The sequence below is a fragment of the Streptomyces sp. NPDC002577 genome (genome assembly GCF_053594815.1).
The window spans coordinates 89,041-114,177 of sequence record NZ_JBSFWK010000001.1 but is presented as its reverse complement, the minus strand read 5'-3'; the positions used below and the strand labels follow the sequence as shown (position 1 = coordinate 114,177).

Here is a 25,137-nt window from a genome sequence, read left to right as displayed (position 1 = left end):
CGGGAGTCACGGTCCCGCCGGGAGCTGCGGCTGCCGCGCCGAGTCCGGCGGACGTTCACCTGTTCCCGGCAGCCGGGGCCTCGGCCGACCCTCTGGCTGAAGGCCCGGCTGCAGAACCGCCGGGCGCCGCCCCCGGAGCGTACGAGCCGTCCGGCGAACGGGGCGGGTCCCCGATGCGTCGGCGTCTCGCGTTGGCCGGCGCGGTGGGGTCGGTGGTCGCCGTACTGGCCGTCGGTGCCATCGCCAGCGGCTTGTTCTCCTACGAGACGCCGGACCGGGGCAGCGCAGTCCCTGACGACACCCGCACCGGCGTGCCCGACCTGGTCGATCCGGCGCCGACGTCGCTGGGCGCGTCCGGGGCCGCCTCCGCGCCGGCGGGCCCGTCGCCGGGCCGGTCGGCGTCGCCGGGCTCCTCGCCCTCGTCCTCTCCGTCGAAGAGCGGGGGTACGTCGACCACGACGCCGTCGTCCGGGGCGGCGGCGGGCACGGGGGCGGCCGCGTCGCCCTCTGCGACCCCGGCGACCGGCGCGGTCAGCGCGACGCCTGAGGAGCAGGGCGGCGGTTCGCAGGTGTTGCGGCCCGGTGACCAGGGGCCGGAGGTCGTCGAGCTGCAGGAGCGGCTGCAGCAGTTGGGGCTGTACACGGGGGAGGCGGACGGGGTGTACGACCGGTCGGTCAAGGATGCGGTGAGCCGCTACCAGCGGGCTCGGGGGATCCACGAGAAAAACGGGACGTATGGGCCGCAGACGCGGCGGAGCCTGGAAAGCGAGACGACGGAGCCGTAGCCGGGCCCGACGGCGTCGGGCCCGGCTACGGCTGAGGTTCCCCCTGGCCTCCGGCTCGGGGCGCCATGCCGTCTCGGGCTCGCCTTTTCGCGCGACGATCCACCGGCTCGGGGCGCGCCCGCCCGTCTTGGGGGCGGGGCCGCGCCGGCATGTCCGTCCTCGGTCCGGCGCCTGAACGTTCGTCGTCAGGGAGCCGAAAGAAGCACCGGCCGCTGCGGGCGGACACACCGGCACGTCCCCTCAGACCGTAGGGCGACTGCGGGCCGGTGGGGGTACGCCGCCCCCACCGTTGTGGGCAATCGTTCCGCAGGGCGGAACGGGTGGGCACCACCCACGTCGTACGGCAACGTGCGGTGATACTTGCGCCCCCCCAAGAGGGGCACCTCGGGGAACCGGGGCAACGCCCGGCGTGGGCCCGCGCCGTCACCCCACGTGCACCCGGATCTCCCCGTCCGCCCCGGACTCGACCCGCACCCGGGACAGGTCCGGAACCTGAACCGTCGGCCCGTACTGGGCGGCTCGAGAGCCGACCCCCACAACCCGCATCCCCGCGGAGCGCCCCGCCAGGATCCCCGCCTCGGAGTCCTCGAAGACCAGGCAGTCGGCCGGGTCGATGCCCAGTTCGGCGGCGCCCTTCAGAAACCCTTCGGGATCCGGCTTGCTCGCGCCGACGGACTCGGCAGTGATCCGGACCGGGGGCAGGGGCAGCCCGGCGGCGGCCATACGCGCGGTGGACAGGGCCACATCCGCCGAGGTCACCAGCGCATGCGGCAGCCCGGCGAGGGCGGCGAGGAACGCGGCGGCGCCGGAAATCTCGACGATGCCTTCGACGTCCGCGGTCTCCTCGGCGAGGACGCGGGCGTTGTCCGCGTAGTTCTCCTCCATGGGGCGGTCCGGCAGCAGCAGCGCCATCGACGCGTACCCCTGGCGCCCGTGGACGACCTTGATGACCTCGTCGAAGTCCAGCCCGTGCTCGTCCGCCCAGCGTCGCCAGCAGCGCTCGACCACCGCGTCCGAGTTGACGAGGGTGCCGTCCATGTCGAGGAGGAGGGCACGGGCGGTCAGAACGGTGGCGGGGTCGTGTGCCGTCATCGGCATGCTCCAAAGCGCGGGACAGGGGTTCCGGACGAGGTGCTCCGGGAGGTCAAGCGGCCCCGCCCGCCGGTCAGGGAAAACGGGCGGGAGCCACTTTGTTCCTCCACGATACAAAACGAATCCGTCACCCCGCCACCGCCTCGTACAGACTCCACACACCGAGCGCCAGCATCAGCAGCGCCGCGATCTTGGTGATGAGCGCCAGCGGCACCCGCTTCATGAGCGCCTTGCCGCCGAGAATGCCGAGGCCGGCCACCGCCCAGAGCGCCAGGACGGCGCCCAGTCCGACGGAGAGCGGGTCGTCGTAGCGAGCGGCGAGGTTGGCCGTCATGATCTGCGTCAGATCGCCGAACTCCGCGACCAGGATGAGCATGAAGCCCGCGCCCGAGACCTTCCAGAAGCTCTGGTTCTCCGGCTTGCGGATCTCCTCGTCCTCATCGCCGCCCTTCTGCATCAGCAGCATGGCGGCGCCGCCCAGGAACAGCACGCCGGTGAGGGCGTGGAGGATCTGGTCCGGCAGCAGGGTCAGGACGCTGCCCGCCGCGACGGCGAGCACCACGTGGAGGGTGAAGGCGGCGGCGACGCCGGCGAAGACGTACGACGCCCGGTAGCGCGTACCGAGGACCAGCCCGGCCAGGGCTGTCTTGTCGGGCAGTTCCGCAAGGAAGACGACGCCGAAGACAAGCGCCATCACGCTGATGCTGATCAAGATTTCTCAATCGGTCGGGGCCACCCGCCGAGAGTTTGCGTAACTGCGACACCTCGGCATGGCAGCGCACATGAATGCACACGGACGTGTGCACGGGCACTGCTTGCCGAAGGTCTCGCCGGCCGGCCACAAGGCCTGCCTCCGGGCGCCGGCTCAGACGAGCTGAGCAGTATGTCGACGGTCCGGCATCGGGCTACTCCCCTTCTGCACCGTCCATGGTACGGGACCCCGGGGCATCGGGTGTACAGGCCATTGGTCCCGAGACGGCGAGAGCCGGGGCCGTCACACCCCTTGTTGTGTCATGTCCGCGTCATTAACTTCTAACCTGGCGCGCACCCGTTCGAAACCCGGTGCCGCCACCCTGAACGCGCCTGCACGGTCAACTACCCCCCACCACAAGGGAGTTCGCATGCCCAAGATCTACGCGCGTCGACGGCTCAGCATACTCGCCGGCCTCACCGGACTGATAGCCATGACCGGACTTTTCAACGGTCCGGCCGCCCAGGCCGCACTGCCCACCCCTGTGAGCGCCGCCACAGCCCGCACCTACCTCGCCTCGCTGACCGTCGCGACCGAGGACCGCACCGGCTACGACCGGGACCTGTTCCCGCACTGGATCACCATCAGCGGCAGCTGCAACACCCGTGAGACGGTCCTCAAGCGCGACGGCACGAACGTCGTCACCGACTCCTCCTGCGCCGCCACCAGCGGAAGCTGGTACTCCCCCTACGACGGCGCGACCTGGACCGCCGCGTCCGACCTCGACATCGACCACCTCGTCCCGCTCGCCGAGGCCTGGGACTCCGGCGCCTCCGAGTGGACCACTTCCGAGCGTCAGGCGTTCGCCAACGACCTGACCCGTCCTCAGCTCATCGCCGTCACGGACAACGTGAACCAGGAGAAGAGCGACCAGGACCCGGCCACCTGGCTGCCGTCCCGCACCGCGTACCGCTGCACCTACGTCCGCGCCTGGGTCCAGGTGAAGTACTACTACGACCTCTCGGTTGACTCCGCGGAGAAGAGCGCGCTGTCCAGCGTTCTGAGCGGCTGCTGAATCGATCGTTCTCGGCATCTGCTGAATCGATCATCCTGAGCGGCCGCCGATTGTGGGCAGCCGTTCACCGGAAGCTCCCCACCGGCCTCCGTCGTTCCGTACCGTACGGGGCGACGGAGGAGGGTGATCGCCATGGCACGGCTGCGCCTTGGACCGCTGCTCAGATATGTGGACGGCTCGTCGGCGACCGTCTGGGTCGAGGCGAGCCGTCCGTGCACGGCCGAGGTGCGCTGCGCCGACGGGTCCTCGGGCCGGGCGCGCACGTTCCAGATCGCCGGGCACCACTACGCGCTCATCCCGGTGACCGGCCTGACGCCAGGCACCGGCACGGCATACGAGGTGACACTGGACGGCGCGCGTGTATGGCCGCTGCCGGACTCGCCGTTCCCGCCGAGCACGATCCGTACGCCCGGCGTCCAGGGTTCGCCGGTCCGCGTCACCTTCGGCTCCTGCCGGTGGGCCGCCGCGCCTCCCGACGAGAAGGACCCGGTGGGTCCGGACGCGCTGGACACCCTGGCCGCCCGCCTCGCCGCGGACCCCGGCGCCGAACGGCCCGACGTGCTGCTGCTCCTGGGCGACCAGGTGTACGCGGACGAGACGTCGGGGGCCACCCGCCGCTGGCTCGCCGCCCGCCGCGACCTGCGAGAGCCACCGGGCGCCCAGGTCGCGGACTACGAGGAGTACACGCACCTCTATTACGAGTCGTGGCTCGACCCCGAGATGCGCTGGCTGCTCTCCACCGTCCCCAGCTGCATGATCTTCGACGACCACGATGTGATCGATGACTGGAACACCAGCGCGTCCTGGCTCGCCGCGATGCGGGCCACGCCCTGGTGGCGCGAGCGTCTGCTGAGCGGCCTCATGTCGTACTGGGTCCATCAGCACCTCGGCAATCTCCCGCCGGACGAGCTGGAGAGGGACGAGTTGTATACGGCGGTCCGGTCGACGCCCGACGGCACGGACACCCTGCGGTCCTTCGCCGCCCGCGCCGACTGCGAGCCCTCGTCGGTCCGCTGGAGCTACCGCCGCGACTTCGGCCGCGTACGCCTGCTGATGGTCGACACACGCGCGGCGCGCGTCCTGGACGAGGACAAGCGGGCGATGCTCGACGCCGACGAGGCGCACTGGCTGCGCGAACAGGCCCTGGATGCCCGGGAGTCCTTCGACCACCTGCTGATCGGCACGTCGCTGCCGTGGCTGCTGCCTCCGCTCGTCCATGACGCCGAGGCGTGGAACGCCGCGCTCTGCCGCGGCGAGCGGGGTGCGCGCTGGGCACGGATAGCAGAAGACGTGCGCAGACGCGCCGACTTGGAGCACTGGGCGGCCTTTCCCGCGTCGTTCGACGCGCTGACCGCGCTGGTCGCCGAGACGGGCACGGGCCCGGGAGCGCCGGCCACGGTCTGCGTACTGTCCGGGGACGTCCACCATGCGTACGTCGCGGAGCCGTCCTGGCCGGAGGGGCGCGCCCCCGACGCCCGGGTGCTCCAGCTGACCTGCTCGCCGGTGCACAACTCCATCCCGGCGTCGATCAGGATCGGTTTCCGGTTCGGCTGGAGCAGGCTGGGCCAGGCGCTGGGGCGACGCTTCGCCCGTCACGGACGCAACGGGAAGCCGACGATCAACTGGCGGAAAACGGGCGGGCCTTGGTTCGGCAACCAGCTGATGACGTTGACCATGCGCGGCCGTTCGGCGGCGCTGCGGCTGGAGCAGGCCCGTGCTGGACGGCAGGGCGGCGGCGGGCCGCGGCTGGAAGAGGTGGAGGAGTCCATACTCGCCCCTTGATGCCCGGTGAGCCGTAATGCCTGTGGTGCTTGTGATGCCTGCCTGCCTGCTGGTGCTTGTGATGCCTGTGGTGCGTATGTGATGTTGTGTGCAGCAGCCACCGCACCACAGCAGCCGCGACACAAGCCGCCGCACATGCTCCGGGAGCCACACTTTTGACTGCCGCGACCCCCCACCCCTCAGGACCGTCCGACGGCCCCGGTCCCCGAGGGACCCGCGCAGCCGTCGCCCTCGTAGGGGCGGGACCGCGCGGCACCAGCGTGCTGGAGCGGCTCTGCGCCTCCGCGCCCGAACTTCTCCCGCCGGGCGGACAGTTGACCGTCCACGTCATCGACCCGTCACCGCCCGGCGCCGGCCGCGTCTGGCGGACCGCACAGCCGCCCGAACTGCTGATGAACACGGTCGCCTCGCAGGTGACGCTCTTCACCGACGACAGCGTCCACTGCTCGGGGCCGACACGACCGGGCCCCAGCCTGTACGAGTGGGCCGCCGAACGCGACGCTCGCAGCACTGACGGCGACACGGACGGCAGTGGCCCCGCGTACGGCCTCGGACCCGACGACTACCCGACGCGCGCCTGCTACGGGGGCTATCTGGAGTGGGTCTTCGGCGAAGTGGTGCGCGGCGCGCCGCCCGCGGTGCGGGTCGAGGTGCACGCGGCGCGCGCGGTCGGGCTCGACGACGAACCGGACGACCGCCAGCACCCGGACGGCCGCCAGTACCTCGTACTCGACAACGGCGTGGAGCTGCACGGTCTCTCGGCCGTGGTGCTCGCGCAGGGGCACCTGCCTGTCGTCGGCTGGCCCGCACAGGAGCGGCTCTCCGAGCACGCGCGGCGCCACGCCCTGCACCACTTCCCGCCCGCCAACCCCGCCGACCTGGACCTGTCGGCCCTCGCCCCGGGCGAGCCGGTGCTGCTGCGCGGCCTGGGCCTCAACTTCTTCGACCACATGGCCCTGTTGACCGAGGGGCGCGGCGGCCGCTACGCACCCGGCGACGGCGGGCTGCAGTATCTGCCGTCCGGCCGTGAGCCCCGGCTGTACGCGGGATCGCGGCGCGGAGTCCCGTACCAGGCCCGCGGCGACAACGCCAAAGGCCCCTACGGGCGACACCAGCCGACCGTCCTGACACCCGAGGCGATAGCGGGCTTCCGCAAGCGCGCGGACTCCGGCGATCCGCCGGACTTCCTGACGGAGATATGGCCGCTGGTCGCCAAGGAGGTGGAGACGGTCTATTACGAGGCGCTGCTCGCCCCCAGGGGCTGCGGGGACCTCGGGGACTTCCGGGATCGTTTTCTGGGCACGGCGTACCGCAGCTCCCCAGAGGCGCTCCTCCTCGACGAGTTCGGGATCGCTTCCGCGGACCGCTGGTCGTGGGACCGGCTTTCCCGGCCGTACGGCGACCGCTCCTTCTCCGGCCCGGAGGACTTCCGCGACTGGCTGCTGGCGTATCTGCGCGAGGACGCGGTGCAGGCGGCGCTCGGCAATGTCGTCGGCCCGCGGAAGGCGGCCCTGGACGTGCTGCGCGATCTGCGCAACGAGCTGCGCCAGATCGTCGACCACGGGGGCCTGAGCGGTGCCTCACGCCGCGACCACCTCGACCGCTGGTACACGCCGCTCAACGCCTTCCTGTCGATCGGCCCGCCACGACGGCGTATCGAGCAGATGGCCGCGCTGATCGAGGCAGGCGTGCTGGAGGTACTGGGACCGCGCCTGGAGGTGCGCGCGGTGGAGGGCGCCTTCGCCGCCCACTCCCCCGATGTGCCCGGGTCCGCCGTCCGCGTCACGGCGCTCGTCGAGGCGCGGCTGCCGGAACCGGATCTGCGGCGGACGGCCGACGAACTGCTCACGCGCCTGCTGAAAACCGGCCAGTGCCGGCCGCATTCCGTCGGCGGTTACGAGACCGGGGGCCTGGACGTGACACCGCGCCCATACCGCCTGGTCGACCGCCGGGGCCGTGCGCATCCCCGGCGGTTCGCCTACGGGGTGCCCACGGAGGGGGTGCACTGGGTGACCGCCGCCGGGGCCAGACCGGGAGTGGACTCGGTCACCCTGTCGGACGCCGACGCCGTGGCACGTGAAGTGCTGCGTGCGGCCGTCGGCGGGCGCGACGGAGCGGCGGCGGGAGGACACGCCGGAACGGAAGGGGACGGAGAGGCGGGAGTGGCGCCTGAGGCGGAACGATGGCCGAATGTTGAACTAGCAACCATTGATTAGGGTCCCCTAATCTTTGGGGCTCGCTCGGTTCGTCCCCAACCGAAGGAACCCCCACCATGACTGGACATTTACGTCTCGACAGCGCCCAGCCCTACATCCTCGGCCTCTTCCGGTTCGTCGTCGGTCTGCTCTTCGCCTGCCACGGCGCCGCGTCGCTCTTCGGCGTCCTCGGCGGAGCGATGGGCGGCGGCACCGTCCCGACGGGCACCTGGCCCGGCTGGTACGCGGCCGTGATCGAACTCGTCGGCGGCGGCCTGGTGGCGATCGGCCTCGGCACCCGCGTGGCGGCGTTCATCTCGTCGGGTGCGATGGCCTACGCCTACTTCAAGGTCCACCAGCCCGAGGCGCTGTGGCCTCTGCAGAACAGCGGCGAGCTCGCCGCGCTGTACTGCTGGACGATGCTCCTGCTCGTCTTCACCGGCTCCGGTGCGCTCGGCCTGGACCGGCTCTTCTCGCCCCGCGGCGCAGGAACTCGGGAGACGGCAAAGGCCCCGGAGGAGCGCTCGCCGGTCACGGCGTGACGGAGCGGCCCCAGGTGGCAGTCGTCTCATGACGGCGCTCGTTCCCGCGCACGCCTTGGCGCGGGGCGGGCGCCGTCGCCGTGTTCGGCCGGGGCGCGGGACGCGGGAGGCGGCGCGCAGGAGGCGGCGCGCGGGACGCGGGACGGCCACCAGGCCCTGCCCCACCAGGCCCCACCAGGCCCCACCAGGCCCCGATGATTCCGGGACCGGCGGCCAGGCGTACGCTGTACAGCTGTTGTCAGGCCGCCCTTGCCGCTCCCCGCGACGCCGCGGCGCTGTTCCGTCGACCGGGGAGTTTCAGTGCTCGAGAGTGTGGGGTCGCTGGCCGGCAGCCCATGGATATACGCCGTGGTGGCCCTGTCCATCCTCTTCGACGTGTTCCTCCCCGTTCTGCCGAGCGGTGTCCTGGTGATCGCCGCCGCCACCGCGACGGCGGCCGGCTCCGGCGCCATGACAAAGCAGGTCCCCGACGTCCTGGCCCTCATCGTGTCCGCGGCGACCGCGTCCGTGCTCGGCGACCTGGTCGCGTACCGGCTGGCCTGGCGCGCCGGTGACCGCCTGGACCGTGCCATCGCCCGCTCCCGCCGCCTGAGCATCGCGCAGGAACGACTCGGCTCGGCACTCTCCCGGGGTGGCGGCGCCCTGGTCGTCCTCGCCCGCTTCGCCCCTGCGGGCCGCTCGGTCGTCTCCCTGGGCGCGGGCGCGGCCCACCGCAAGGTCCGCGAGTTCCTCCCCTGGTCGGCCCTGGCCGGCTTCGCCTGGGCCGCCTACAGCGTCGGCCTCGGCTACCTCGGCGCCCAGTGGCTGGGCACCACGTGGCTCGCCGCGGCCCTTTCGTTCGCCGCGCTGGTCGGAGCGGGAGTGGTGGCGGCCTATGTGATGCGGCGGCCGGCGGCAGAGGCGCGCTGAGGCTGCGGGGGGCGAGGCTGCGGCGACGCTTTCGCCGTTGGGGTGCGCCCGTCTCGCGACCGCCTCGCCGTCCCTGGTGTGCCCCGGCACGTCCCCTTCGGCGCCTACGCGACGACCGGCCGGTGGCCGATTCCGTCGGCGGGCGGGCGTCTCAGGCCGTCTCCGCCACGGACGCCGCTCGCTCGGCCGTCCCGTCGACCCGCCGCCCCTGTCCCCGTACCTCCAGACCGGCCAGCAGCTCTGCCGTCGCCTCCGCGATCACGTCGACGGCGCGCTCGAAAACCTCCCGGTTGTGGGCGGCGGGGGCGCGGAACCCGGAGATCTTCCGCACGTACTGAAGCGCGGCGGCCCGTATCTCCTCCTCGGTGGCCTCTTCGGGGAGTACGGGCGGACGGAGCGTCTTGATGCTGCGGCACATGCGTCCAGTGTCGCCCCCGCCACTGACAATCGGCCCGGCGCCCGGCGGGCGGACCGCCGACGGGCTCAGCCGGCGAGGACCTTGTCGAGGAAGGCGCCGAGGTTGGTGAGGGTCCGCTCGATCTTGTCCTCGAGCGGCAGCGTCTCCTCGTACGGCACCCTCAGCCCTGTCTGCTTCTTGCCCCGCAGGTAGAGCGAGCAGGCCAGGTCGGCGCACACGTACGTCCCGACGGTGTTCCCCTGCCGTCCTGCGGCCCCCGACCGCGGCGCGACCAGCAGGCACACTCCGGTGCCGGGATGCCCGGTCAGACACAGTGAGCAGACGGTCGTCTTGGTGAAGCCGCGCCGGATGCCCTGCGGCGCCCGGAGTGTCACCCCCACGAGCCGGCCGTCACGTGCCGCGACGAGGTATCCGCGGTCCGGCGCGCCCGGATCGCGCCAGCCGAGGAAATCAAGGTCCGTCCAGGGCAGTTCCGGCAGATCCCGAGGAAGGCTGATGCGTTTCGCCTCACCCTTCGAGCAATTGGCGAAGGATGCCCGTATGGCCTTCTCGTCGATCGGCTCCATGATCAAGTGACGCTAGCAGCGCATGACGGCACAAGTCTCCCGATTTTCCGCCAGGCAGGTCCGACGGCGGCGCCGTGGATGGGCACGACCGTCGGCGTTGGCCGTCGCCCGTACGCCGGCCCCCGTACGCCGACCGGTCCCCATACGTGCGTCTTACGCCCGGATGGACACGTTCGTATGAAGTCCCACTGGGAACTCGCATCCAAAAATCGAACAGGCGTAGCATTGCCGCGTGGCTGCGATCCATGACTTCCCGAGCGACCTCTTGGCCGGTCAGGAGGAGCTGCATCAGATCCGGGCAGAGCTCCTGACCCTGCTGAAGCGGCTGCCCTGGTCGGTCGAGCCCCTGGACGGCTTCAGTGATCACACCGGCTGGCGCAAGGTGGAGCGCCCGGCCTCCCCCGGCTGGACTGCGGACGAACAGGCCGAGGTGGAGAAGCTCCGCCAACGCGAGCGGGAACTCGCCGTGTTCGTGACGTGCCACCGCTTCTGGTCGGAAGTGCCGGCCCCGGAGACGGTGGAGGCCCGCATGAGGCTGAAGCACGCACACGAGGAGCCGCCGCCCGCCGAGGGTTGACGATCTTTCAGATTCCGGGCGGCGATGGACGCGAGCAGCTACGGAAGCGCCAACCAGCCCCAGCGGCACGGGTGCCGCCGGCACCTGGTCGCCCGCCGGACGACCGCCGTCGAGGCACTGCGGAATCCGCCCGGAATTTCGCCTGTTCGGCCGACACCGGTTGCCGCGCCACGGGGGCGGAGGTGTGCTGGTCAAGGCGCCTCGGAGCCGCAGGCGCACGGACGGGGTGGCCCGCCGTGACGAGCCGGGCCAGCCTTCACCGACCTACATCACACTGGGAGGCAACCATGCCGCACCGCCAGGGAGACCGGGTGGAATACCGGGACGATATGAACCAGAAGCAGACGGGCGTGATCCAGGACGTCCAGGGCAGCGGGCAGCAGGCGCGCTACACCGTGCAGAACCTCGAGACCCAGCGCCAGGAGCAGGTCCGAGAGCAGCAGATCGAGCGGGACCTGGACTAACACCCCTGCCCACACTGCACCGACCGGAGCGTTGCGGCCTGCCGCGTGATCAACGGCGCCGCCGCCACCGGCACTTGGTCCCTGGCCCCAGGTGACCCTGGCAACCGGAACCGCCGAAGGGCTACACCACCGATGCGGGCTCACGCTTACTGCGTGAGCCCGCATTGACGTGTGAGGCCGTACGCGGCGACTGCCGACGCCGACAACGCACCCGGCTGCGATCGACCTCAAGGCGCGCTGTACTTGCGCGGTCCGCAGCACCCGGCCGCAGCTCCGCCCGTTTTCACCAACGCCCGCGCTTCGTCAAGTCCCGAATTGTCGGCACGTGACACCTGTACGTCCTCGCAGGTCGACTGGACGTTGTCGCCGACCGTCCAGGCACGGCGATGCCGGTCGGAACCGAACCCGAACCGATCGACCGGCCCGCCCCCATCCCCGAGAGGCGGAGACGGGGCGGAAGAACCCAGCGCAGAACAATCAAGGACAAACCATGACCAGAAACATCCACACCGACACCAAGCCCAGGCGGCGGACCTCCCGCATCGCGATGATCGTCGCCGCGGCCGCCGCGGTCTCCGGGGGCGTCATCCTCCCGGCATCGGCAGCGACGCCGGCCCTGAGCCACTCCATGGCCGCGCCGACAGCCGTCACCGACGACGGTGGCGGCGGCGAGGGCGGCATGGGCGAATTCGGCTCCGACGGCGACGCCAACAGTTGCAGCTCCGGCTGCGGCCAGGACGGCGGCGGCGGCGGCGGCTACACCGATGACCTCGTCAACCAGAGCCCCGGCGACAGCCTTTACGGCGACGGTCACGTCGACCCCGGGGACGTCACCGGTGACACCGCCACAGACAACGGCGGCGACATCTTCGCCCCCGAGGAAAGCACGACCGGCGACTACGGCCCCTGAGACCCCCGGGTCCCCGAACACCCACACCGACGGCCCGGACGGCTCACCGCCATCCGGGCCGTAGGCCGCTGCGCACGCCCCCGCCGGGCGTCACATTCCCAGGGAAATGGCCAGCCGCGTGAGTTCGGCGGTGCTGTTGATATTGAGCTTGGCCCGGATACGGCGGAGATAGGCGTCGACCGTGTGCTTGGAGAGCCCCATGTGGCGGGCCGTCTGCAGGTACGTGCGCCCTGCGGCGATGTGCCGCAGCGTCTCCCGCTCACGCGGCGCCAGCTCAGGTGCGGTGGCTTCGGCGTACGGCGTGGTGAGGGCGAGGCTCATGGGTTTTCCTCCGACGGATCGGATCGGCTCTGCCATCACTGCTCACACCCTCGGAAACAGGAGGTATATGCCCGATTACTACGATTTGTCCCGTTTCAAAAAAGCCTGCCCGGGCGATTTCACGACAGCGTCCGCCGACTGTCACAGGCGTGTCACAGGACACGTCGACAGGCCCCGACACGGCATGCGTGACAAGACCCCCCAGCCCGATCGGCTGGGGGGTCTTCGCATCGCTGGGCTGCACGATGTGGCACGGCCATGGCACGCCCCTGACGGCAGTCAGTGTCCGCAAGCACATCCGGCGGCGGCCTTCGCTTCGGCCGGCGCCTGGGTCGGTTCGGTGGCCCGTTCCTCTGAGGTGCAGCAGGCGGCGGTGCCGCAGCAGGCGTCCGCGCCCTGGTCGGCGTCGTCCTGGTCGCCGCTCTGTTCGGCCGCCCCCTGCCTGCGGCGGACCACGTCGCCGTCCCCCATGGCGAGCCTGAGCTCGCCGCCTCCGGCCGCTGAGCCGTCCTCGACCAAGGAAGATCGCACGTGAGCACTCCCACGATCGGCGCGCTCCACGAGCCCCTGGATGCCGTCGAGTACGCAGGTGAGGCCGAAGGCGAGGGGGTCGTCATCGGTGGGGATGAAGGCTCCCTCGGCGACGGCCCGGGTGAGGGCTGGGAACCGGTCGGCGTGCACGGTGAGTTGGTGAGTGGTAAGGCGGTCCCACTCCTCGTCGCCCTCCTCGGTGCTGTCGAGCGCCTCCTGGGTGAGGTTGCGCACCAGGCTCAGGACAAGGATGGCGGCGTCGTGGCGGTGGCGGGCGGTGAGCCCGGTTGGTTCAAGGGCGGCCAGGGCCGTGTCGAGCCAGGCCACCTGGTGCGGGCCCATGGCGTGTCGTCGTAGGCCCGTCGCGGTCAGGATCCAGGGGTGGGCGCGATAGACGTCCCAGCAGGCGTGGGCCCAGGCTTCGAGGTGGGCGCGCCAGCCGCCCGGGACATGGCCGAGGTCGGGCGGATCGCTGAGCACCGTGTCGACCATCAGGTCGATGAGGTCGGGTTTGCCGGGGACGTAGCGGTAGAGGGCCATCGTGGTGACTCCGAGCATCTCGGCCACCCGCTGCATGGAGAGGGCCTCAAGACCTTCGGCGTCGGCGATCTCGACGCCACGGCGGGCCACTTGAGCGGGCGTGAACTTCGGTTTCGGTCCTCGCCGCGGACGACTGTCGGCGTCACCCCACAGCAGTGCGAGGCTGGCGCCCGGATCCCGGTTGCTCTCCTTGTTCGCCGGCACGGTACCGGCCTCCTTTCCGCGGACGGGTCGCCCAGGGATGCCAACGGATGCCAGGGGTGTTGCCATCCGCCCAATAACTGCGTATAACATACACAGCAATTAACCGTGTAGCACGTACACAGTTTCCGGATCCGCAGCTTCTGGAGGTTTCCATGCTCGGCACCGTCATCACCGCCGCCGCCGGCGCCACCGTCGCCGCCCCTGTGGCAGGTCTCCTCGCGCGCCGCGCGATCGTCCGCTCCGGCAACGCCCGCCGTCTCCGCATCACCGGCAGCCACGGCATCGACGAGCGGTACTTCGTTCGGATCGGCGGGCTCGACCAGTGGCTCTCCATCCGAGGTGAGGACCGCGCCAACCCGGTCGTGGTGGAACTGCACGGCGGTCCCGGCTCGTCCAACTCGATCCTGGCCAACGTCTCCCGCGACTGGGAGCGGCACGTCACCCTGGTGCGCTGGGACATGCGCGGCACCGGAAAGACCCTGCGCCGCTCTGGCGCAGACGGTCAGGGTGAGTTGACGTTCGAGCGGCTGGTGCAGGACGCCGTCGAAGTGGTGGAGCGCGTACGGGTGCACCTCGGCGTGCAGCGGGTCGTCCTGCTGGGATGCTCCTTCGGCAGCGCCATAGCGATGCGCGTCGCGCGCAGCCACCCCGAACTGGTCAGCGCGTATATCGGAACCGATCAGAAGATCTTCGACGGCGGCCGGGACACCTCCGACTACTACGCCGCGCTGGACCGACTGGAGCAGGCGGGCAAGAAGAAGGAACTGGCCACCGTACGGGATATGGGTCCCGACCAGCGGGCCTGGAGCGCCGAGCAGTTCAGCCACTTCAGCCGCTTCGCTTCCGCCACCGACCCCCATACCTTCGCCGCGATGAAGTCCGTGGTGATGAAGTCACTGTGGTACTCGCCGCTGCACTCCCTGCGCGAGATCATCACCTTCTTCAAAAGCTTCATGGTCTCCGCTGCCGTGCTGCCGAGCACCGCCTCTCTCGATGACTGGGTGGATGGCAACCGGTTCGACGTCCCGTTCTTCGTCGTCCAGGGCGCCTGCGACCTGGTGAACACACCTGCTCGCGCCCGCGCCTTCTTCGACGACGTCCAGGCTCCGGTCAAGGAGTTCACCCTGATCGAGGACGCCGGTCACTTCGCCGCCTACAAGCGGCCCGAGCTCTTCCTCGACTTCCTCCTGACCCGCATCCTGCCCACCCTCCCCAGCGCCCGATAAGGTGCGTGACACAGAGCTGCACCGTGGAGATCTTCGACGCCTTCGGCACCTCGAAGACGATCCAAGCCAGGCCCCTACTGCCGGGCTTGAGCTTCATGGCGGAGGACATGGACGGGCCAGCGGTGATGTCGGCGAAGGCGGACTGGAACTGCTGGCCGTCCTTTTCGGCGACCTGGGCGCCGTTGGCGGGGCTGTCATCTGGATCGATCGGCTGCGGTCGGACCGGTCGCCGGATGACCCCTCGGCACCGTTGTCGGTCGTCGTCAGTTGCTGCGGTCGCTGTACCGCACTGCCGTAAGTGACTGAACAGGGCAGCGTCCATATAGGCGGAGACTCGGCTGCCGTGATCGGTCGGCGCTCCTACGCTTCATGGCCGGGCTGTACTGCTCATGGCGCCCCAAACAGGTTTGGCCGGTTGCGGGGCACCTGGGGCACATACCTACCTGTGCCGTACCTCCGGGGCAGACAGCAGGGCGTCCAAGGCCGCCCGGACCTCGGCAATTCGGTGTCTCCACTCCTCGCTTCGCAAGGTGGCGATGTCCCACTCGGCCACCGGCTCGGCGCCGGTCACGCAGTAGCCATAGATTTCGTGGGCCACCTGGTCGGTGAGGAGTTCGTCGTAGTGGAACGACGCCTCGAACGCCGCCCAGGCGACAGCCCGGGTGTCTTCGCAGACCCGCCGGAGTGCTGCCTGCGTGTACTCCTGCAGGTCGAGCGAGGTGTCATCGAAGTCGAGGTCGTACGACACCAGACCGAGCCGCTCGATGGCCTCGGGTTGATCCATCAACGGAAACGGCAGCACAGCGTCGGGAACGAGCCCGGCGAGGTGGAAAGCCTCCTCCGGCAAAGGTGTGTTGCCTGCGCCGACAACGAACACGTTCACCGAGGCCGGACCGCGCCAGCAGAGGAACTCCTGTACCTCACCCGCCATCATCCTTCTCTCTCCGTACGCTCGTGACCGCCTCGGACGTGCACGCCGCGCGTCCTGCCACGCCCACCGCTGGCGGTATTGATCGTGTATTTGGCCGCGGCGGCATCATGCCAGCGCACCGAGGTCGGTGGAGCGACTTTGGCCGGGAGCTGCTTTGGGGCGAGTGATCACGGCCCCGTAAGGTCATGGCGAGTCGGGCGGTCGTCGCCACCGCAGGTCTCCTGCGGTGGCGGCGCCCCGCACCGTGGGCTGGTACAGGCTGGCCTTCGGGGTCACCTTCGCCACGCTACGGGTCCTCGTCTGGTCCAGGCCGGTGCGGGTCGGACGTATCCGCAGGATGCGCGGAGGGCGCGACTCGGGCGCGGGGCGGTTGGCCATCCGGGCCAGCGACAGCCGCCACCGAGAGGGCGGGACCGTCAGCCCGCAGGCGTCCATGGCCGAGGCGTAGTCTTACGGCTCGAGTTCCGCCCCGGTCAGGACGCCTTTGATGTCGCCGCCTCGTGCGACCGGCTGCGGCACTCGTTCGCAGTGTTCGGCGTCACCTCCCGCGAACTGCGCTCCGGCGTCATCGAGTTGCGCATGACCGGCTACGACGTACTCAAGCGGGTGCAGATGCCCGCCAAGACCGACAGCCGCCCGATGCGGGTCCCGGTCGCCCTGCGCGAGGACTGCTCGGTCCACTACCGCGATCACCGGGCGATACCGCACGGGCTGACGCTCGGTGCCACCCAGGCTCTGCCTCTGCCGGCCATTTGCATCGCCCCTCTCCGTTGGCAGCGAATACGCCAGGCCGCCATGCGGGGAGCGTGCCGGGGAGCACTGGACGGAGACGGACTACGTCTTCACGACCCGCACCGGTCGGCCGATCGAGCCGCGCAACGTGTACCGCTCGTTCACTCGCGTCGCCAGCAATGCCGGGCTTCGGGTCATCCGACTGCATGACGCCCTGCACGGCTGCGCCACGCTGCTGACCGCCGCCGGGGTCGCTCCCCGTGTCGTGATGGAGATCCTTGGCCACAGCCAGATCGCCGTGACCATGAACATCTATGCGCACGTGGTTCAGGACACACAGCGCGAGGCCATCAGCCACATGGACCGACCGCTCAGGAGGTGTCCCAGCCGTGAGTGATTGCGGCCGTTGATGTCAAACGTGTCAAAGACCCCCAGCCTTGATCGGCTGGGGGTCTTTGCGCTGGTGGGCGCGGACGGTTTCGAACCGCCGACATCTGCCTTGTAAGGGCAGCGCTCTACCGCTGAGCTACGCGCCCGGGACGAGTCGACAGCCTACCTTGCCTGCGCCCCTGCCCCGCAAACCCGTATCGAGGCACGAATCGTCTCCGCACACCACGAGGACGGCAAAGTCACCCTGCGCAGCGCGAACTAACCGACCCGTGTGTTCGTCCTTAACGGGTGGGAGAATGACACCGGGCAGGGCGGATGACAGCACGGGAGAGGGACGTGACGGCGACACCTTCGCAGCCGTACACACCAGAGCCTTATTCACCTTCATCATTTGTGCCGCGTGTGCAGGACATGCGTCCCCGCCGCCCCGCGCTCCGCCTCCGCCCCGGCCTCCGTCTCCGCCCAGGCTTCCCGCTCCGCCCCGGGGTCGCCACCCGGGACGTGGCCACCCTGCTCCTCCTCCCCCTTCCCCTGCTCGCCGCCGTGCTCCCCGCCGCGTTCGCCGGCGGTGGTACGCGGCGGTGGTTCGGCGGGCGCGGGGAGAGTCAGCGGGCCGAGGCGCAGGCCGCGAAGGATGCCGCCGCTGCCGCGTTCTACGAGCTGGACACGGCACAGCGCGATCTGCGGATCTCGATAGAGACGATCACCGCGGTCGACGACTCGCCCGCGGCCCGGCGGGCAGTGTCCGACTTCGAGGCGCTGGGCCGCCGTATCGACGAGGCCAGCCTGCAGTACATCACCGCGGTCGACGCCCATGACCTGGACCGCGACGATCTCGAGGCATCGGTGGCGGCGCGTGCCCGGACCGAGCTGACCAGGGCCATAGACGAGCTCGGCAAGGTCAAGAAGGACCTCGACCGCTTCGCCGAGGGGCTCGGGCCGCTGCTCGACAAGGCGGAGACGCAGCTGGCGCGGCTCGCCCCGGCCATCGAGCGGGCCCGGCAGTCGCTGCTCGCCGCCAGCAACGCCCTCGACGCGGTACGCGGCTCGGGGCTGAAGGCCGACGATCTCGCCGCCCGGCTGGCCGCCCTCGGACCGGAGCTGACCAAACTGAACCAGGGCGCCGGGCGGCACGGCGTACCGGAGACCCTGCAGCGGGCCGAGCGAGTGGCGCGCGACGCGGAGGCCGTGCGGAGCGAGGCCGAGCGGCTGCCGGAACGGGCCGCCGAGATCGACCGCCGTCTCGTCTCGCTGCGGACGCGCGCGCAGGCCCTGACGACCCGGGCCGGCCAGGTGGAACCGGTGCTGAGCGAGCTGCGGCGCCGATTCACGGCCGCCTGCTGGCAGGACCTGCAGCGGGTGCCGGAGCAGGCCGCGGAGAACGTCCGGCAGGCGGAGCTGAAGCTGAGGGATGCGCAGCAGGCGCGCGACGCGCAGCGCTGGCCGGACGCGACCTCACTTCTGTCCACGGTACGGGCGCTGCTGAACGCGACCGACGAGGCGGTGTCGGCCGCCGGGGACCGGCTGCAGCGGCTCAACGCGGTGGCCAAGGATCCGCAAGCGGAGATCGAGCGCACCCGGTTCGCCATCCGCGACGCCCAGCGGCTGGCGATGGCGGGCCGCCACACGCCCGATCCCCGGCATGCGCGACCGCTGGACGACTCCGTGATCCGTCTCGAACGCGCCATCGCCACATTGGAGGGGCGCCACCCCGACTACTGGCACTTCCTGACCGAGACGGAGGGTGTCCGGCGCGCGGTCGCGCGGGTGGTCGGCCAGATCCGGGAGGAGCGGGGCACGGCGGGGGCCTGAGGCCCATACGTTCCACCGCCACGGCCCATACGTCCACCACCACGACCCATACGTTCCGCCGCCACGGCCGTCCGCACGAGCATTGGCGATGTCCGGGACGCAGGCGGATCCTGGTGATACGTACGCGGCGCGGCGCCCCGCGATACACCCCCGGTACGCGGCCTCCGCGAGCGTCAAGGAGGGCGGACATGGCAACGCACATACTTCACCCGGAGACCAGGCGGCACTTCAGCCTCGACGAGCATCTGCCCGCCGACCACCGCCTCAGCAAGTTCTACCGCGTCGGCGCAGGTCTGATGGGGCTCGTACTGGTCGCCTTCGGGATCTTCGGGCTCATCGGCAGGGTCGGCTTCTTCGACACCCGCGGCGACACGGTCGCCGCCCTGAACACCAACGGCGCGCTGAGCGTGCTGTCGATCTGCATCGGGCTGCTGCTGTTCGTCGGGATGGTGATCGGCGGGAACTTCGCCTCGACGGTCAACATGATCGTCGGCGTCGCGTTCATCCTCAGCGGCTTCGTCAACCTCGCCCTGCTGGACACCAGCTTCAACTTCCTCGCCTTCCGCATCCAGAACGTGCTGTTCAGCTTCGTGGTCGGCGTGATGCTGATGTTCTTCGGCATGTACGGCCGGGTCGGATCGGCCCTGCCGCACGACAACCCGTACTGGCGGCAGCGCCATCCGGAACAGGCGGCCGAGGAGGAGCGGCAGCGGTCGCTGCCCCGGAGCGGCCACCTGAGGCTGGATCCCAACGCCGACAGCGCGAGCAGGAACACCGGCATCGGCGTCGCACCCGGGAGGCCACCGCAGCGGTGACACGGCGCAAAGACAGCGCGGTGACCGAGCGCGCTCCCTCACCCTCCGCGGTACTCCGTGCCGTCTGCGCACCCGCCCGTTAATCTGTGGGCATGCCTCGCTACGAGTACCGCTGCCGGACCTGCGGCGACACCTTTGAACTGAGCCGTCCGATGGCCGAGTCGTCCGACCCCACGGCCTGCCCCGCCGGGCACGACGACACCGTCAAGCTGCTCTCGACGGTGTCGGTCGGCGGTACCGCGCCGGCCGCCGCCTCCGGCCGCACCAGCCCCGGCGGCGCCGGTGGCGGTGGCGGTTGCTGCGGCGGAGGCTGCTGCGGCTGACCGCCGCGCCGTGGACATGTGAGCGACGCCGCCGGAAGCGGCGTCGCTCATTTCGGCGTTCACACCTTCCGGGCCAGCGTCAGCCCGTCCGCCACCGCGAGCATCACGCTCTCCACGCGCTCGTCGGCCTTCACCCGCTCGTTGAACTCCTTGATCGCCGCAGCCGGACCGGTGGCCTCGGGATCGGTCACGCTGCCGTGCAGGAAGACGTTGTCCACGACGAGCAGCCCGCCCTGGCGCATCCTCGGCACCAGGGCCTCCCAGTAACCGACGTAGTTCTCCTTGTCCGCGTCGATGAACGCCATGTCGACGGCGGGCTCCGCGGGCAGCGCGGCCAGGGTCTCCAGCGCGGGTGCGATCTTCAGGTCGATCTTGTCCTCGACACCGGCCTTCGCCCAGGCCTCGCGCGCATGCTCGGTCCACTCCTCGGAGATGTCGCAGGTCAAAAGGGTGCCGTCGGACGGCAGCGCCTGCGCCATGGACAGGGCGGACAGGCCCGTGAAGGTGCCGACCTCCACGACCCGCCGAGCCCCGGTCAGACGTACGAGGAACGCCAGCAGCGGCCCCTGCTCCTGTGCGACCTGCTTGACCGCCACCAGCGGGAGCTGGGTGTGGGTGACGTCTACGAGCATGCGCTGCACCGGGTCGAGCGGGGGGTTGTGCCCGAGCATGTACGCGTACAGTTCCTCGGTCATCGGAGTGCTCTTGCTCGTGGCCACGTGGATCTCCTCGCGCCGTCCTCGGAAGGGTTCCGATGGGTGGAGTACCGCCGGTTCACTGCGAGAGTAGCCCTCCCCGCAACGGTCGGAGAGCGCCTTCCTCAGACCTCGTCCCCGGCACTCCCGGCCGTACCCGCGGCCTCCGCGAACCGCCGCAGTATCTCCTCGCCCGCGGCCACGCCCCGCTCCGCGAGAGCGGTGATCCCGGGTGCCGTCCAGCCCGTGTCCGCCAGTTCGCCGTGGCCCGGCCGCCAGGCCCGGTCGGCGGCGAGCAGGAGGTCGGCGTCGAGCAGGGAGTCGCCGGCCGCGAGGGTGAGTTCCGCGCCGGTGCGGCGGGCGATCTCGCGCATGGCCGCGCTCTTGGTGAGCGGTTTCGGCACGGCGTAGATCTTGCGGCCCTGCAGGGATACGGTCCAGCCCTTGCCCTCGGCCCAGTCGGAGAGCTCCTTGACCCAGCCCTCGGGAAGCAGGTCGCGCTCCACGACGAGATAGGCGAAGAGGTCCTCGGCGACGCGCTCCTTGCGCACCCAGGACGGGTCGGCGGTGGCCAGCATGTGGTCGCGTACCTCGTCGAGCGAGGCGCACTCGTGGTCGAGCCGGACTGCGACCTGCCGCCGCCAGTCGCGGTCGGAGACGCCGTCGACGAGCAGATGGCCGCCGTTGGCGCAGATCGCGAACCGCGGCTGCGGGCCGGGGAGGCTGATGCGGTGGTACTGCTTGCGGGTGCGGGTGGTGGTCGGGACGAAGACGGCGCTGCGGCCCAGCTCGGCGAGGAGTCCGGCGGCCGTCTCCGTCATGTACGACAGGGGCTTGCTCTCGTGGACCTCGACGCAGAGCAGCCGCGGCGCCTCGGCGTCGGGCATGCCGAGGGCGAGCGCCGCCGTGGAGTAGATGAGCGTGCGGTCGAGGTCGCTGGCGACGAGCACCGTCATCAGTTGCTCACCGCCTTGCCGTCGGCGCCCGTGGCGCCCCGTGTGTACTTGGGGTGGATCAACCCCACGCAGCTGTAGGGGAGTTCGGCCACTTCCTCGACGGGTACGCCGCGCTGCTGCGCCAGCAGCCTCACGTGGTCCAGGTCGGAGCCTGCGCCGCGGTGGGCGAGGATCTTCCACGGGACGCGGCGCAGCAGCACGCGGGTCGTCTCGCCGACGCCCGGCTTGACGAGGTTCACGTCGTGGATGCCGTACTCCTCGCTGATCCGCTCGACGGCGGCCCAGCCCTCCCAGGTGGCGGTCCGGTCGGCGGAGAGGAGCTCCTTTACCTGGGTGTCCACGGCGTCGGCGACCTCGTCGAAGCGGGCCGCGACGGCGTCCAGGAAGGCGACCGAGACATCGGCGTCCGCGAGCTCGCGGTAGAACTTCGCGCCGTGGAAGTCGTCCGGGCCGACCAGGTCGGCGCGGAGCACGGTGCGCGATATCAGGCCGGAGACGGTGGAGTTGAGGCAGGCGGAGGGGATGAGGAAGTCCTCGCGGGTGCCGTAGGTGCGCACGCACGAGCCGGGGTCGGCGAGCACGGCGATCTCCGGGTCGAACCCGCTGACACCCTCCGCCTTCTCGAACTCGACCAGTGCCTGGGCGAGTTCGCGCGTGATGGCTCCCTTGCCGGTCCAGCCGTCCACGAAGACCACGTCGGCCGGGTCGTGATGGGCGGCCAGCCAGCGCAGGGCGTTGGCGTCGATGCCGCGGCCGCGCACGATCGACACGGCGTAGTGGTGCAGGTCGAGGCCGTGGCGGTGCTGGGCCCAGCGGCGCATCAGTACGCCGACGGGCGTGCCCGCGCGGGCGAGCGAGACCAGCACGGGCCGGGGCGACCGCTCGGCGAGCACGGTCTCCGTCACGACGCCGACCGCCTGTGCGATACGGGCGGCCGACGTCTCGAGCGCGGCGTGGAAGAGCTCCTGGTACTCGGGGCTCGGCTGGTACTCGACGGGGAGCGACTCGGCGTAGTGCGCGCCGCCGCTCTGGATCGCCTCCTCGCGCTCCTCCGTCGGCGCCTCCAGGCGTACGTCCGAAAGGTCCTGGAGCAGCCAGCCGACCTCCTCCGGCGCGTACGAGGAGAAGGCGGGGCCGCGGAGGGGCTCTGGCAGCATGTAGGGCCTTTCGGGGGCGCTCGACGGGTCGTACGCGGTCGCGTACGGCGGGACGTGGGACGGGACGACGGCCAGGACGACGTGCGGGGTGTGCGCGGCGAGCTGCGCCAGCAGGCCGTCGGGGGCGTGCAGTTCGGGGCTGTCCGCCACCGAGTCGACGACGGCGACGACGGCGTCGAAGCCCGCGCCGGCGACGTTGTAGGCATAGCGCTCGCCGGGGCCGTCGTCGGGGTCGTCGTGGGCGGGGAAGACGATGCGGCTGCGTATCGCATAGCCGGGGTCGTCGACCGCCAGGACCGGTGAACGCGTCGTGGTGGAGTACCGGACGTCGGCCTCCAGGGTGCGTTCCAGTTCCCCGGCCAGCCTGAGAGGCGCGTACATCAGTTCTTCGAAGCCGAGCACGAGGACGCGCCGGGCGGTGCCGGGCAGGGAGGTGGCAATACGTTCCGCCATGCCGGGCAGGGCACGCTCCAGGCGCTCCCGGTGCGCGGGCGTGAAGCCGTGGCGGCCACCGTCGGGAACGCCCTGCGGCCAGTGCAGACCAACGCGCGTGGCCGCCGCCCGCGCGGCCCGGCCGCCCGGCTGGTGTGCCGACTCGTGGGCGGCGACGAGCTCCTGCCCCTTCTGCAGGACGCCTTCCGGCAGTCGCACCGTCCCGCTCGCCGCCGTCACGAGGTCCACGCGCGCGTCGATCTCGCGGGCGAACTCCTCGAGGCGTCCCTGGTCGGCGGCCGAGCGCATGTCGACGAGGGCCACGATCACGTACCGCTCGCGCGGGTAGCGGCCGTGGAGGGCGCGGATGGTGTTGAGGACGGTGTTGCCGGTGGAGAACTCGTCGTCCACCAGCACCAGCGGACCGTCGCCCGCGAGCAGCCCCGGGTCCTCGGGCAGCAGCAGATGCGAGGTGGCGTGCGAGTGCGACTCCTCGAAGCCGCCGGCCTGCGCGACGCCCGGCACGGAGCGCCGCGTCGAGTGCAGATACGGGGCGAGACCCACGCCGTCGGCGACCGAGTGGCCGAGCCCGGTGGCCGTCTCGGCATACCCGAGGACGACAGCGCGGCGCGCCTCGTCATCGCCCAGCAGCGCACGCACCCGCTCGCCGAGCTCGACCCCGTGGCCGTACACCACGGCCGGAGACTGCGGCACATGCTTGCCCAGGACGTTCGACACGAGCAGATGCGCCCGCTTGGGGTTGCGCCGCAGCGCGAGACCCAGCAGGTCGTGCAGCTTCTCGTCGCCCTCGAGCTCGACACCGAGCCGCTGGGCGACCCACGTTCCGGACCACACCACGTCGTTCACAGTTCCTTGCATTCCTCAGTCGCCCAGACCTGCGGTGAGCAGATCGACGAAGCCGACGTCCTCCCTGGCGACGCCGAAGACCTCGGCACGCTGCAAGGTGCGCTCGGCCCAGGCACGGTGCGGCTTCACCTCGTTCATCTTGTTCGTGTACGCGGACCGCAAGACGCCTCCGCCGCACCGCTCGGGCCGGAGGATGTCCTGGGCGTCGCTGTACTCCTCGTGGCTCACGACCGACAGCGCGTGCACCGGCACCACGTGCGACGGGTGGATGCAGGTCTTGCCGAGCAGGCCGTTGGCGTGGTCGAGGGCGATCTCGCGGAGCAGCCCGTCCATGTCGTGCTCGATGAGCGACTCGCGCAGGTCCTCGGCGCGGCCCTCGAGGAAGGGGCTGCGGCGCAGCTGGGGCTTGAACATGCGTTCCTGGAGCGGGAAGTACTCCCACACCGGTCCGGTCACGGTGAATCCCGTGCCGTCGGCCCGGCCCAGCAGATTGACCACGTCGGCGATCACGGAGGCGACGATCCGCACGTCGTACGCGGTCATGTCAGGAGACCTGCGCAGTCCGTACGCCGAGCAGAAGTCGGTGACGCCGAGCCGCAGCGCGAGCACGCGGTCCCGGTACTTGTCGACGGTGCGGAAGATCCCCGTGAGGGTCTCTACGCGCGTTTCCAGGTGGAGAAGCTCGGGCGACTCCAGCACCGGCATCACGAAGAGCCGGAGACCGCTCGCGGACTCGGTCGAGGTGAGCGCCTCGAGGAAGGGCACACCGCGTTCTTCGGTGAACTTGGGCAGGACGAAGCCGGACAGCAGCCGGGCGGCGGCACCGAGCCGCCGGACGAGGTCCGGGATCTGCTCGGGGGCACGGACCCGGATGAACAGGAGCGGCAGCTCCAGCCCCGCGTCCGGGCCGGACGCCCGCTCCGCAAGCTCCGTGATCTGACGTACGAGGTTCTCCTCGGCGTCCCGGACATCCGCGTCGCCGATCGAGTCTTCGAGACACACCACCATGGAGACCACACCCCGGCCTGCCTGTTTGACGATGTCGTCCGCCAGCCGCGGCCTGGTCGCCGGGCTGTACAGAGTCGCGCCGAGGGCCACGGAGAGGATCCGTGCCGGAGAGCCGGCGGTGAACGCGCACGGCTCCTGGTGAAAGAGGCGCTGACGCACCTCAGGGGCGATGTGCCCGAAATGACGCATGT

General features: G+C 70.8%; 25 protein-coding genes, 1 tRNA gene and 2 pseudogenes. 14 read left to right on the top strand and 14 right to left on the bottom strand.

Going from position 1 to position 25,137, the window contains the following annotated elements; genetic code table 11:
- The first annotated feature begins 173 nt into the window (after window positions 1–173).
- Window positions 174–785 carry a peptidoglycan-binding domain-containing protein gene (locus ACWD4J_RS00540; protein WP_451393043.1) on the top strand — a complete coding sequence of 204 codons (612 nt, stop codon included), beginning with the start codon at window positions 174–176 and terminating at the stop codon, window positions 783–785.
- Between the two features lie 423 nt (window positions 786–1,208).
- Here the strand turns inward: ACWD4J_RS00540 and ACWD4J_RS00535 are convergent, their stop codons facing one another.
- The gene (locus ACWD4J_RS00535; protein ID WP_451393042.1) at window positions 1,209–1,877 is read right to left on the bottom strand and encodes an HAD-IA family hydrolase; all 669 of its coding nucleotides are present in this window, start codon (window positions 1,875–1,877) and stop codon (window positions 1,209–1,211) included.
- 127 nt (window positions 1,878–2,004) lie between these two features.
- Window positions 2,005–2,589 (bottom strand): TMEM165/GDT1 family protein, encoded by a 585-nt coding sequence (locus tag ACWD4J_RS00530; RefSeq protein WP_451393041.1) that lies wholly within the window; start codon window positions 2,587–2,589, stop codon window positions 2,005–2,007.
- A 409-nt stretch (window positions 2,590–2,998) separates the two neighbouring features.
- Between ACWD4J_RS00530 and ACWD4J_RS00525 the strand changes: the two genes are divergently transcribed.
- The 5 genes from ACWD4J_RS00525 to ACWD4J_RS00505 all read left to right on the top strand — a co-directional run bounded on the left by ACWD4J_RS00525 (window position 2,999) and on the right by ACWD4J_RS00505 (window position 9,071).
- Entirely contained in the window at window positions 2,999–3,643 is a 645-nt protein-coding gene (locus ACWD4J_RS00525) for an HNH endonuclease family protein (protein ID WP_451393040.1), read from the top strand.
- Window positions 3,644–3,775: 132 nt separating this feature from the next.
- Window positions 3,776–5,425 (top strand): alkaline phosphatase D family protein, encoded by a 1,650-nt coding sequence (locus ACWD4J_RS00520; protein ID WP_451393039.1) that lies wholly within the window; start codon window positions 3,776–3,778, stop codon window positions 5,423–5,425.
- Window positions 5,426–5,580: 155 nt separating this feature from the next.
- Entirely contained in the window at window positions 5,581–7,641 is a 2,061-nt protein-coding gene (locus ACWD4J_RS00515; RefSeq protein WP_451393038.1) for an FAD/NAD(P)-binding protein, read from the top strand.
- 56 nt (window positions 7,642–7,697) lie between these two features.
- The gene (locus ACWD4J_RS00510) at window positions 7,698–8,162 is read left to right on the top strand and encodes a DoxX family protein (RefSeq protein WP_451393037.1); all 465 of its coding nucleotides are present in this window, start codon (window positions 7,698–7,700) and stop codon (window positions 8,160–8,162) included.
- A 300-nt stretch (window positions 8,163–8,462) separates the two neighbouring features.
- Window positions 8,463–9,071: a DedA family protein gene (locus ACWD4J_RS00505; RefSeq protein WP_451393036.1), complete on the top strand. Its 609-nt coding sequence runs from the start codon at window positions 8,463–8,465 to the stop codon at window positions 9,069–9,071.
- 151 nt (window positions 9,072–9,222) lie between these two features.
- Here ACWD4J_RS00505 and ACWD4J_RS00500 read toward each other — a convergent pair whose 3' ends face one another.
- Window positions 9,223–9,489 (bottom strand): DUF2277 domain-containing protein, encoded by a 267-nt coding sequence (locus ACWD4J_RS00500; protein ID WP_451393035.1) that lies wholly within the window; start codon window positions 9,487–9,489, stop codon window positions 9,223–9,225.
- A gap of 65 nt (window positions 9,490–9,554) precedes the next feature.
- Window positions 9,555–10,055: an FBP domain-containing protein gene (locus ACWD4J_RS00495; protein WP_451393034.1), complete on the bottom strand. Its 501-nt coding sequence runs from the start codon at window positions 10,053–10,055 to the stop codon at window positions 9,555–9,557.
- A gap of 232 nt (window positions 10,056–10,287) precedes the next feature.
- Here ACWD4J_RS00495 and ACWD4J_RS00490 point away from each other — a divergent pair, with 232 nt between their 5' ends.
- From ACWD4J_RS00490 to ACWD4J_RS00480, 3 genes are all read left to right on the top strand, one after another.
- Entirely contained in the window at window positions 10,288–10,632 is a 345-nt protein-coding gene (locus tag ACWD4J_RS00490) for a hypothetical protein (protein ID WP_451393033.1), read from the top strand.
- A 329-nt stretch (window positions 10,633–10,961) separates the two neighbouring features.
- Window positions 10,962–11,096: a hypothetical protein gene (locus ACWD4J_RS00485; protein WP_451393032.1), complete on the top strand. Its 135-nt coding sequence runs from the start codon at window positions 10,962–10,964 to the stop codon at window positions 11,094–11,096.
- A gap of 490 nt (window positions 11,097–11,586) precedes the next feature.
- Window positions 11,587–12,006, top strand: a complete 420-nt coding sequence (locus ACWD4J_RS00480; protein WP_451393031.1) for a hypothetical protein — start codon at window positions 11,587–11,589, stop codon at window positions 12,004–12,006.
- Window positions 12,007–12,096: 90 nt separating this feature from the next.
- On the opposite strand, the gene ACWD4J_RS00475 is transcribed toward ACWD4J_RS00480, so the two are convergent.
- Both ACWD4J_RS00475 and ACWD4J_RS00470 read right to left on the bottom strand, forming a co-directional pair.
- Window positions 12,097–12,327 (bottom strand): response regulator transcription factor, encoded by a 231-nt coding sequence (locus tag ACWD4J_RS00475; protein WP_451393030.1) that lies wholly within the window; start codon window positions 12,325–12,327, stop codon window positions 12,097–12,099.
- Window positions 12,328–12,606: 279 nt separating this feature from the next.
- Complete coding sequence (locus tag ACWD4J_RS00470; RefSeq protein WP_451393029.1) at window positions 12,607–13,602, bottom strand: TetR/AcrR family transcriptional regulator; 996 nt, start codon at window positions 13,600–13,602, stop codon at window positions 12,607–12,609.
- A 152-nt stretch (window positions 13,603–13,754) separates the two neighbouring features.
- Between ACWD4J_RS00470 and ACWD4J_RS00465 the strand changes: the two genes are divergently transcribed.
- Complete coding sequence (locus ACWD4J_RS00465) at window positions 13,755–14,828, top strand: alpha/beta fold hydrolase (RefSeq protein ID WP_451393028.1); 1,074 nt, start codon at window positions 13,755–13,757, stop codon at window positions 14,826–14,828.
- A 439-nt stretch (window positions 14,829–15,267) separates the two neighbouring features.
- Here ACWD4J_RS00465 and ACWD4J_RS00460 read toward each other — a convergent pair whose 3' ends face one another.
- The 3 genes and pseudogenes from ACWD4J_RS00460 to ACWD4J_RS00450 all read right to left on the bottom strand — a co-directional run bounded on the left by ACWD4J_RS00460 (window position 15,268) and on the right by ACWD4J_RS00450 (window position 16,467).
- Window positions 15,268–15,762 (bottom strand): hypothetical protein, encoded by a 495-nt coding sequence (locus ACWD4J_RS00460; protein WP_451393027.1) that lies wholly within the window; start codon window positions 15,760–15,762, stop codon window positions 15,268–15,270.
- A gap of 303 nt (window positions 15,763–16,065) precedes the next feature.
- A pseudogene (locus tag ACWD4J_RS00455) lies at window positions 16,066–16,206 on the bottom strand (plasmid transfer protein); the annotation flags it as partial.
- A 3-nt stretch (window positions 16,207–16,209) separates the two neighbouring features.
- Window positions 16,210–16,467, bottom strand: coding sequence for a hypothetical protein (locus ACWD4J_RS00450; RefSeq protein ID WP_451393635.1), 258 nt, complete (start codon window positions 16,465–16,467; stop codon window positions 16,210–16,212).
- Window positions 16,468–16,488: 21 nt separating this feature from the next.
- Between ACWD4J_RS00450 and ACWD4J_RS00445 the strand changes: the two are divergent.
- Window positions 16,489–16,888 (top strand): annotated as a pseudogene (locus ACWD4J_RS00445) (tyrosine-type recombinase/integrase); the annotation flags it as partial.
- Window positions 16,889–16,952: 64 nt separating this feature from the next.
- Here ACWD4J_RS00445 and ACWD4J_RS00440 read toward each other — a convergent pair.
- Window positions 16,953–17,027: transfer RNA gene (locus tag ACWD4J_RS00440), tRNA-Val, on the bottom strand.
- Between the two features lie 190 nt (window positions 17,028–17,217).
- Here ACWD4J_RS00440 and ACWD4J_RS00435 point away from each other — a divergent pair.
- From ACWD4J_RS00435 to ACWD4J_RS00425, 3 genes are all read left to right on the top strand, one after another.
- Window positions 17,218–18,693, top strand: coding sequence for a hypothetical protein (locus ACWD4J_RS00435; protein WP_451393026.1), 1,476 nt, complete (start codon window positions 17,218–17,220; stop codon window positions 18,691–18,693).
- 188 nt (window positions 18,694–18,881) lie between these two features.
- Entirely contained in the window at window positions 18,882–19,508 is a 627-nt protein-coding gene (locus tag ACWD4J_RS00430) for a DUF4383 domain-containing protein (RefSeq protein ID WP_451393025.1), read from the top strand.
- A 92-nt stretch (window positions 19,509–19,600) separates the two neighbouring features.
- Window positions 19,601–19,831 carry an FmdB family zinc ribbon protein gene (locus ACWD4J_RS00425; RefSeq protein ID WP_451393024.1) on the top strand — a complete coding sequence of 77 codons (231 nt, stop codon included), beginning with the start codon at window positions 19,601–19,603 and terminating at the stop codon, window positions 19,829–19,831.
- Window positions 19,832–19,890: 59 nt separating this feature from the next.
- On the opposite strand, the gene ACWD4J_RS00420 is transcribed toward ACWD4J_RS00425, so the two are convergent.
- The 4 genes from ACWD4J_RS00420 to ACWD4J_RS00405 form a co-directional block, all read right to left on the bottom strand.
- Window positions 19,891–20,526, bottom strand: a complete 636-nt coding sequence (locus tag ACWD4J_RS00420) for an O-methyltransferase (RefSeq protein WP_451393584.1) — start codon at window positions 20,524–20,526, stop codon at window positions 19,891–19,893.
- Between the two features lie 125 nt (window positions 20,527–20,651).
- Window positions 20,652–21,482, bottom strand: coding sequence for an HAD family hydrolase (locus ACWD4J_RS00415; protein WP_451393023.1), 831 nt, complete (start codon window positions 21,480–21,482; stop codon window positions 20,652–20,654).
- A complete protein-coding gene (locus ACWD4J_RS00410; protein ID WP_451393022.1) occupies window positions 21,482–23,950 on the bottom strand; it encodes a phosphoribosyltransferase in 2,469 nt (822 codons plus the stop codon). The genes ACWD4J_RS00415 and ACWD4J_RS00410 overlap by 1 nt, the downstream gene beginning before the upstream one ends.
- Window positions 23,951–23,953: 3 nt before the next feature.
- Window positions 23,954–25,135: an HpcH/HpaI aldolase/citrate lyase family protein gene (locus ACWD4J_RS00405; protein WP_451393021.1), complete on the bottom strand. Its 1,182-nt coding sequence runs from the start codon at window positions 25,133–25,135 to the stop codon at window positions 23,954–23,956.
- Between the last annotated feature and the right edge of the window lie 2 nt (window positions 25,136–25,137).

Bases quoted from the DNA above. Each gene is read 5' to 3' on its own strand.
- ACWD4J_RS00540 (WP_451393043.1), top strand. From the start codon at position 174: ATGCGTCGGCGTCTCGCGTTGGCCGGCGCGGTGGGGTCGGTGGTCGCC.
- ACWD4J_RS00535 (WP_451393042.1), bottom strand. From the start codon at position 1,877: ATGACGGCACACGACCCCGCCACCGTTCTGACCGCCCGTGCCCTCCTC.
- ACWD4J_RS00525 (WP_451393040.1), top strand. From the start codon at position 2,999: ATGCCCAAGATCTACGCGCGTCGACGGCTCAGCATACTCGCCGGCCTC.
- ACWD4J_RS00520 (WP_451393039.1), top strand. From the start codon at position 3,776: ATGGCACGGCTGCGCCTTGGACCGCTGCTCAGATATGTGGACGGCTCG.
- ACWD4J_RS00510 (WP_451393037.1), top strand. From the start codon at position 7,698: ATGACTGGACATTTACGTCTCGACAGCGCCCAGCCCTACATCCTCGGC.
- ACWD4J_RS00500 (WP_451393035.1), bottom strand. From the start codon at position 9,489: ATGTGCCGCAGCATCAAGACGCTCCGTCCGCCCGTACTCCCCGAAGAG.
- ACWD4J_RS00495 (WP_451393034.1), bottom strand. From the start codon at position 10,055: ATGGAGCCGATCGACGAGAAGGCCATACGGGCATCCTTCGCCAATTGC.
- ACWD4J_RS00485 (WP_451393032.1), top strand. From the start codon at position 10,962: ATGAACCAGAAGCAGACGGGCGTGATCCAGGACGTCCAGGGCAGCGGG.
- ACWD4J_RS00480 (WP_451393031.1), top strand. From the start codon at position 11,587: ATGACCAGAAACATCCACACCGACACCAAGCCCAGGCGGCGGACCTCC.
- ACWD4J_RS00475 (WP_451393030.1), bottom strand. From the start codon at position 12,327: ATGAGCCTCGCCCTCACCACGCCGTACGCCGAAGCCACCGCACCTGAG.
- ACWD4J_RS00465 (WP_451393028.1), top strand. From the start codon at position 13,755: ATGCTCGGCACCGTCATCACCGCCGCCGCCGGCGCCACCGTCGCCGCC.
- ACWD4J_RS00460 (WP_451393027.1), bottom strand. From the start codon at position 15,762: ATGATGGCGGGTGAGGTACAGGAGTTCCTCTGCTGGCGCGGTCCGGCC.
- ACWD4J_RS00430 (WP_451393025.1), top strand. From the start codon at position 18,882: ATGGCAACGCACATACTTCACCCGGAGACCAGGCGGCACTTCAGCCTC.
- ACWD4J_RS00425 (WP_451393024.1), top strand. From the start codon at position 19,601: ATGCCTCGCTACGAGTACCGCTGCCGGACCTGCGGCGACACCTTTGAA.
- ACWD4J_RS00420 (WP_451393584.1), bottom strand. From the start codon at position 20,526: ATGACCGAGGAACTGTACGCGTACATGCTCGGGCACAACCCCCCGCTC.
- ACWD4J_RS00415 (WP_451393023.1), bottom strand. From the start codon at position 21,482: ATGACGGTGCTCGTCGCCAGCGACCTCGACCGCACGCTCATCTACTCC.
- ACWD4J_RS00410 (WP_451393022.1), bottom strand. From the start codon at position 23,950: ATGCAAGGAACTGTGAACGACGTGGTGTGGTCCGGAACGTGGGTCGCC.
- ACWD4J_RS00405 (WP_451393021.1), bottom strand. From the start codon at position 25,135: ATGCGTCATTTCGGGCACATCGCCCCTGAGGTGCGTCAGCGCCTCTTT.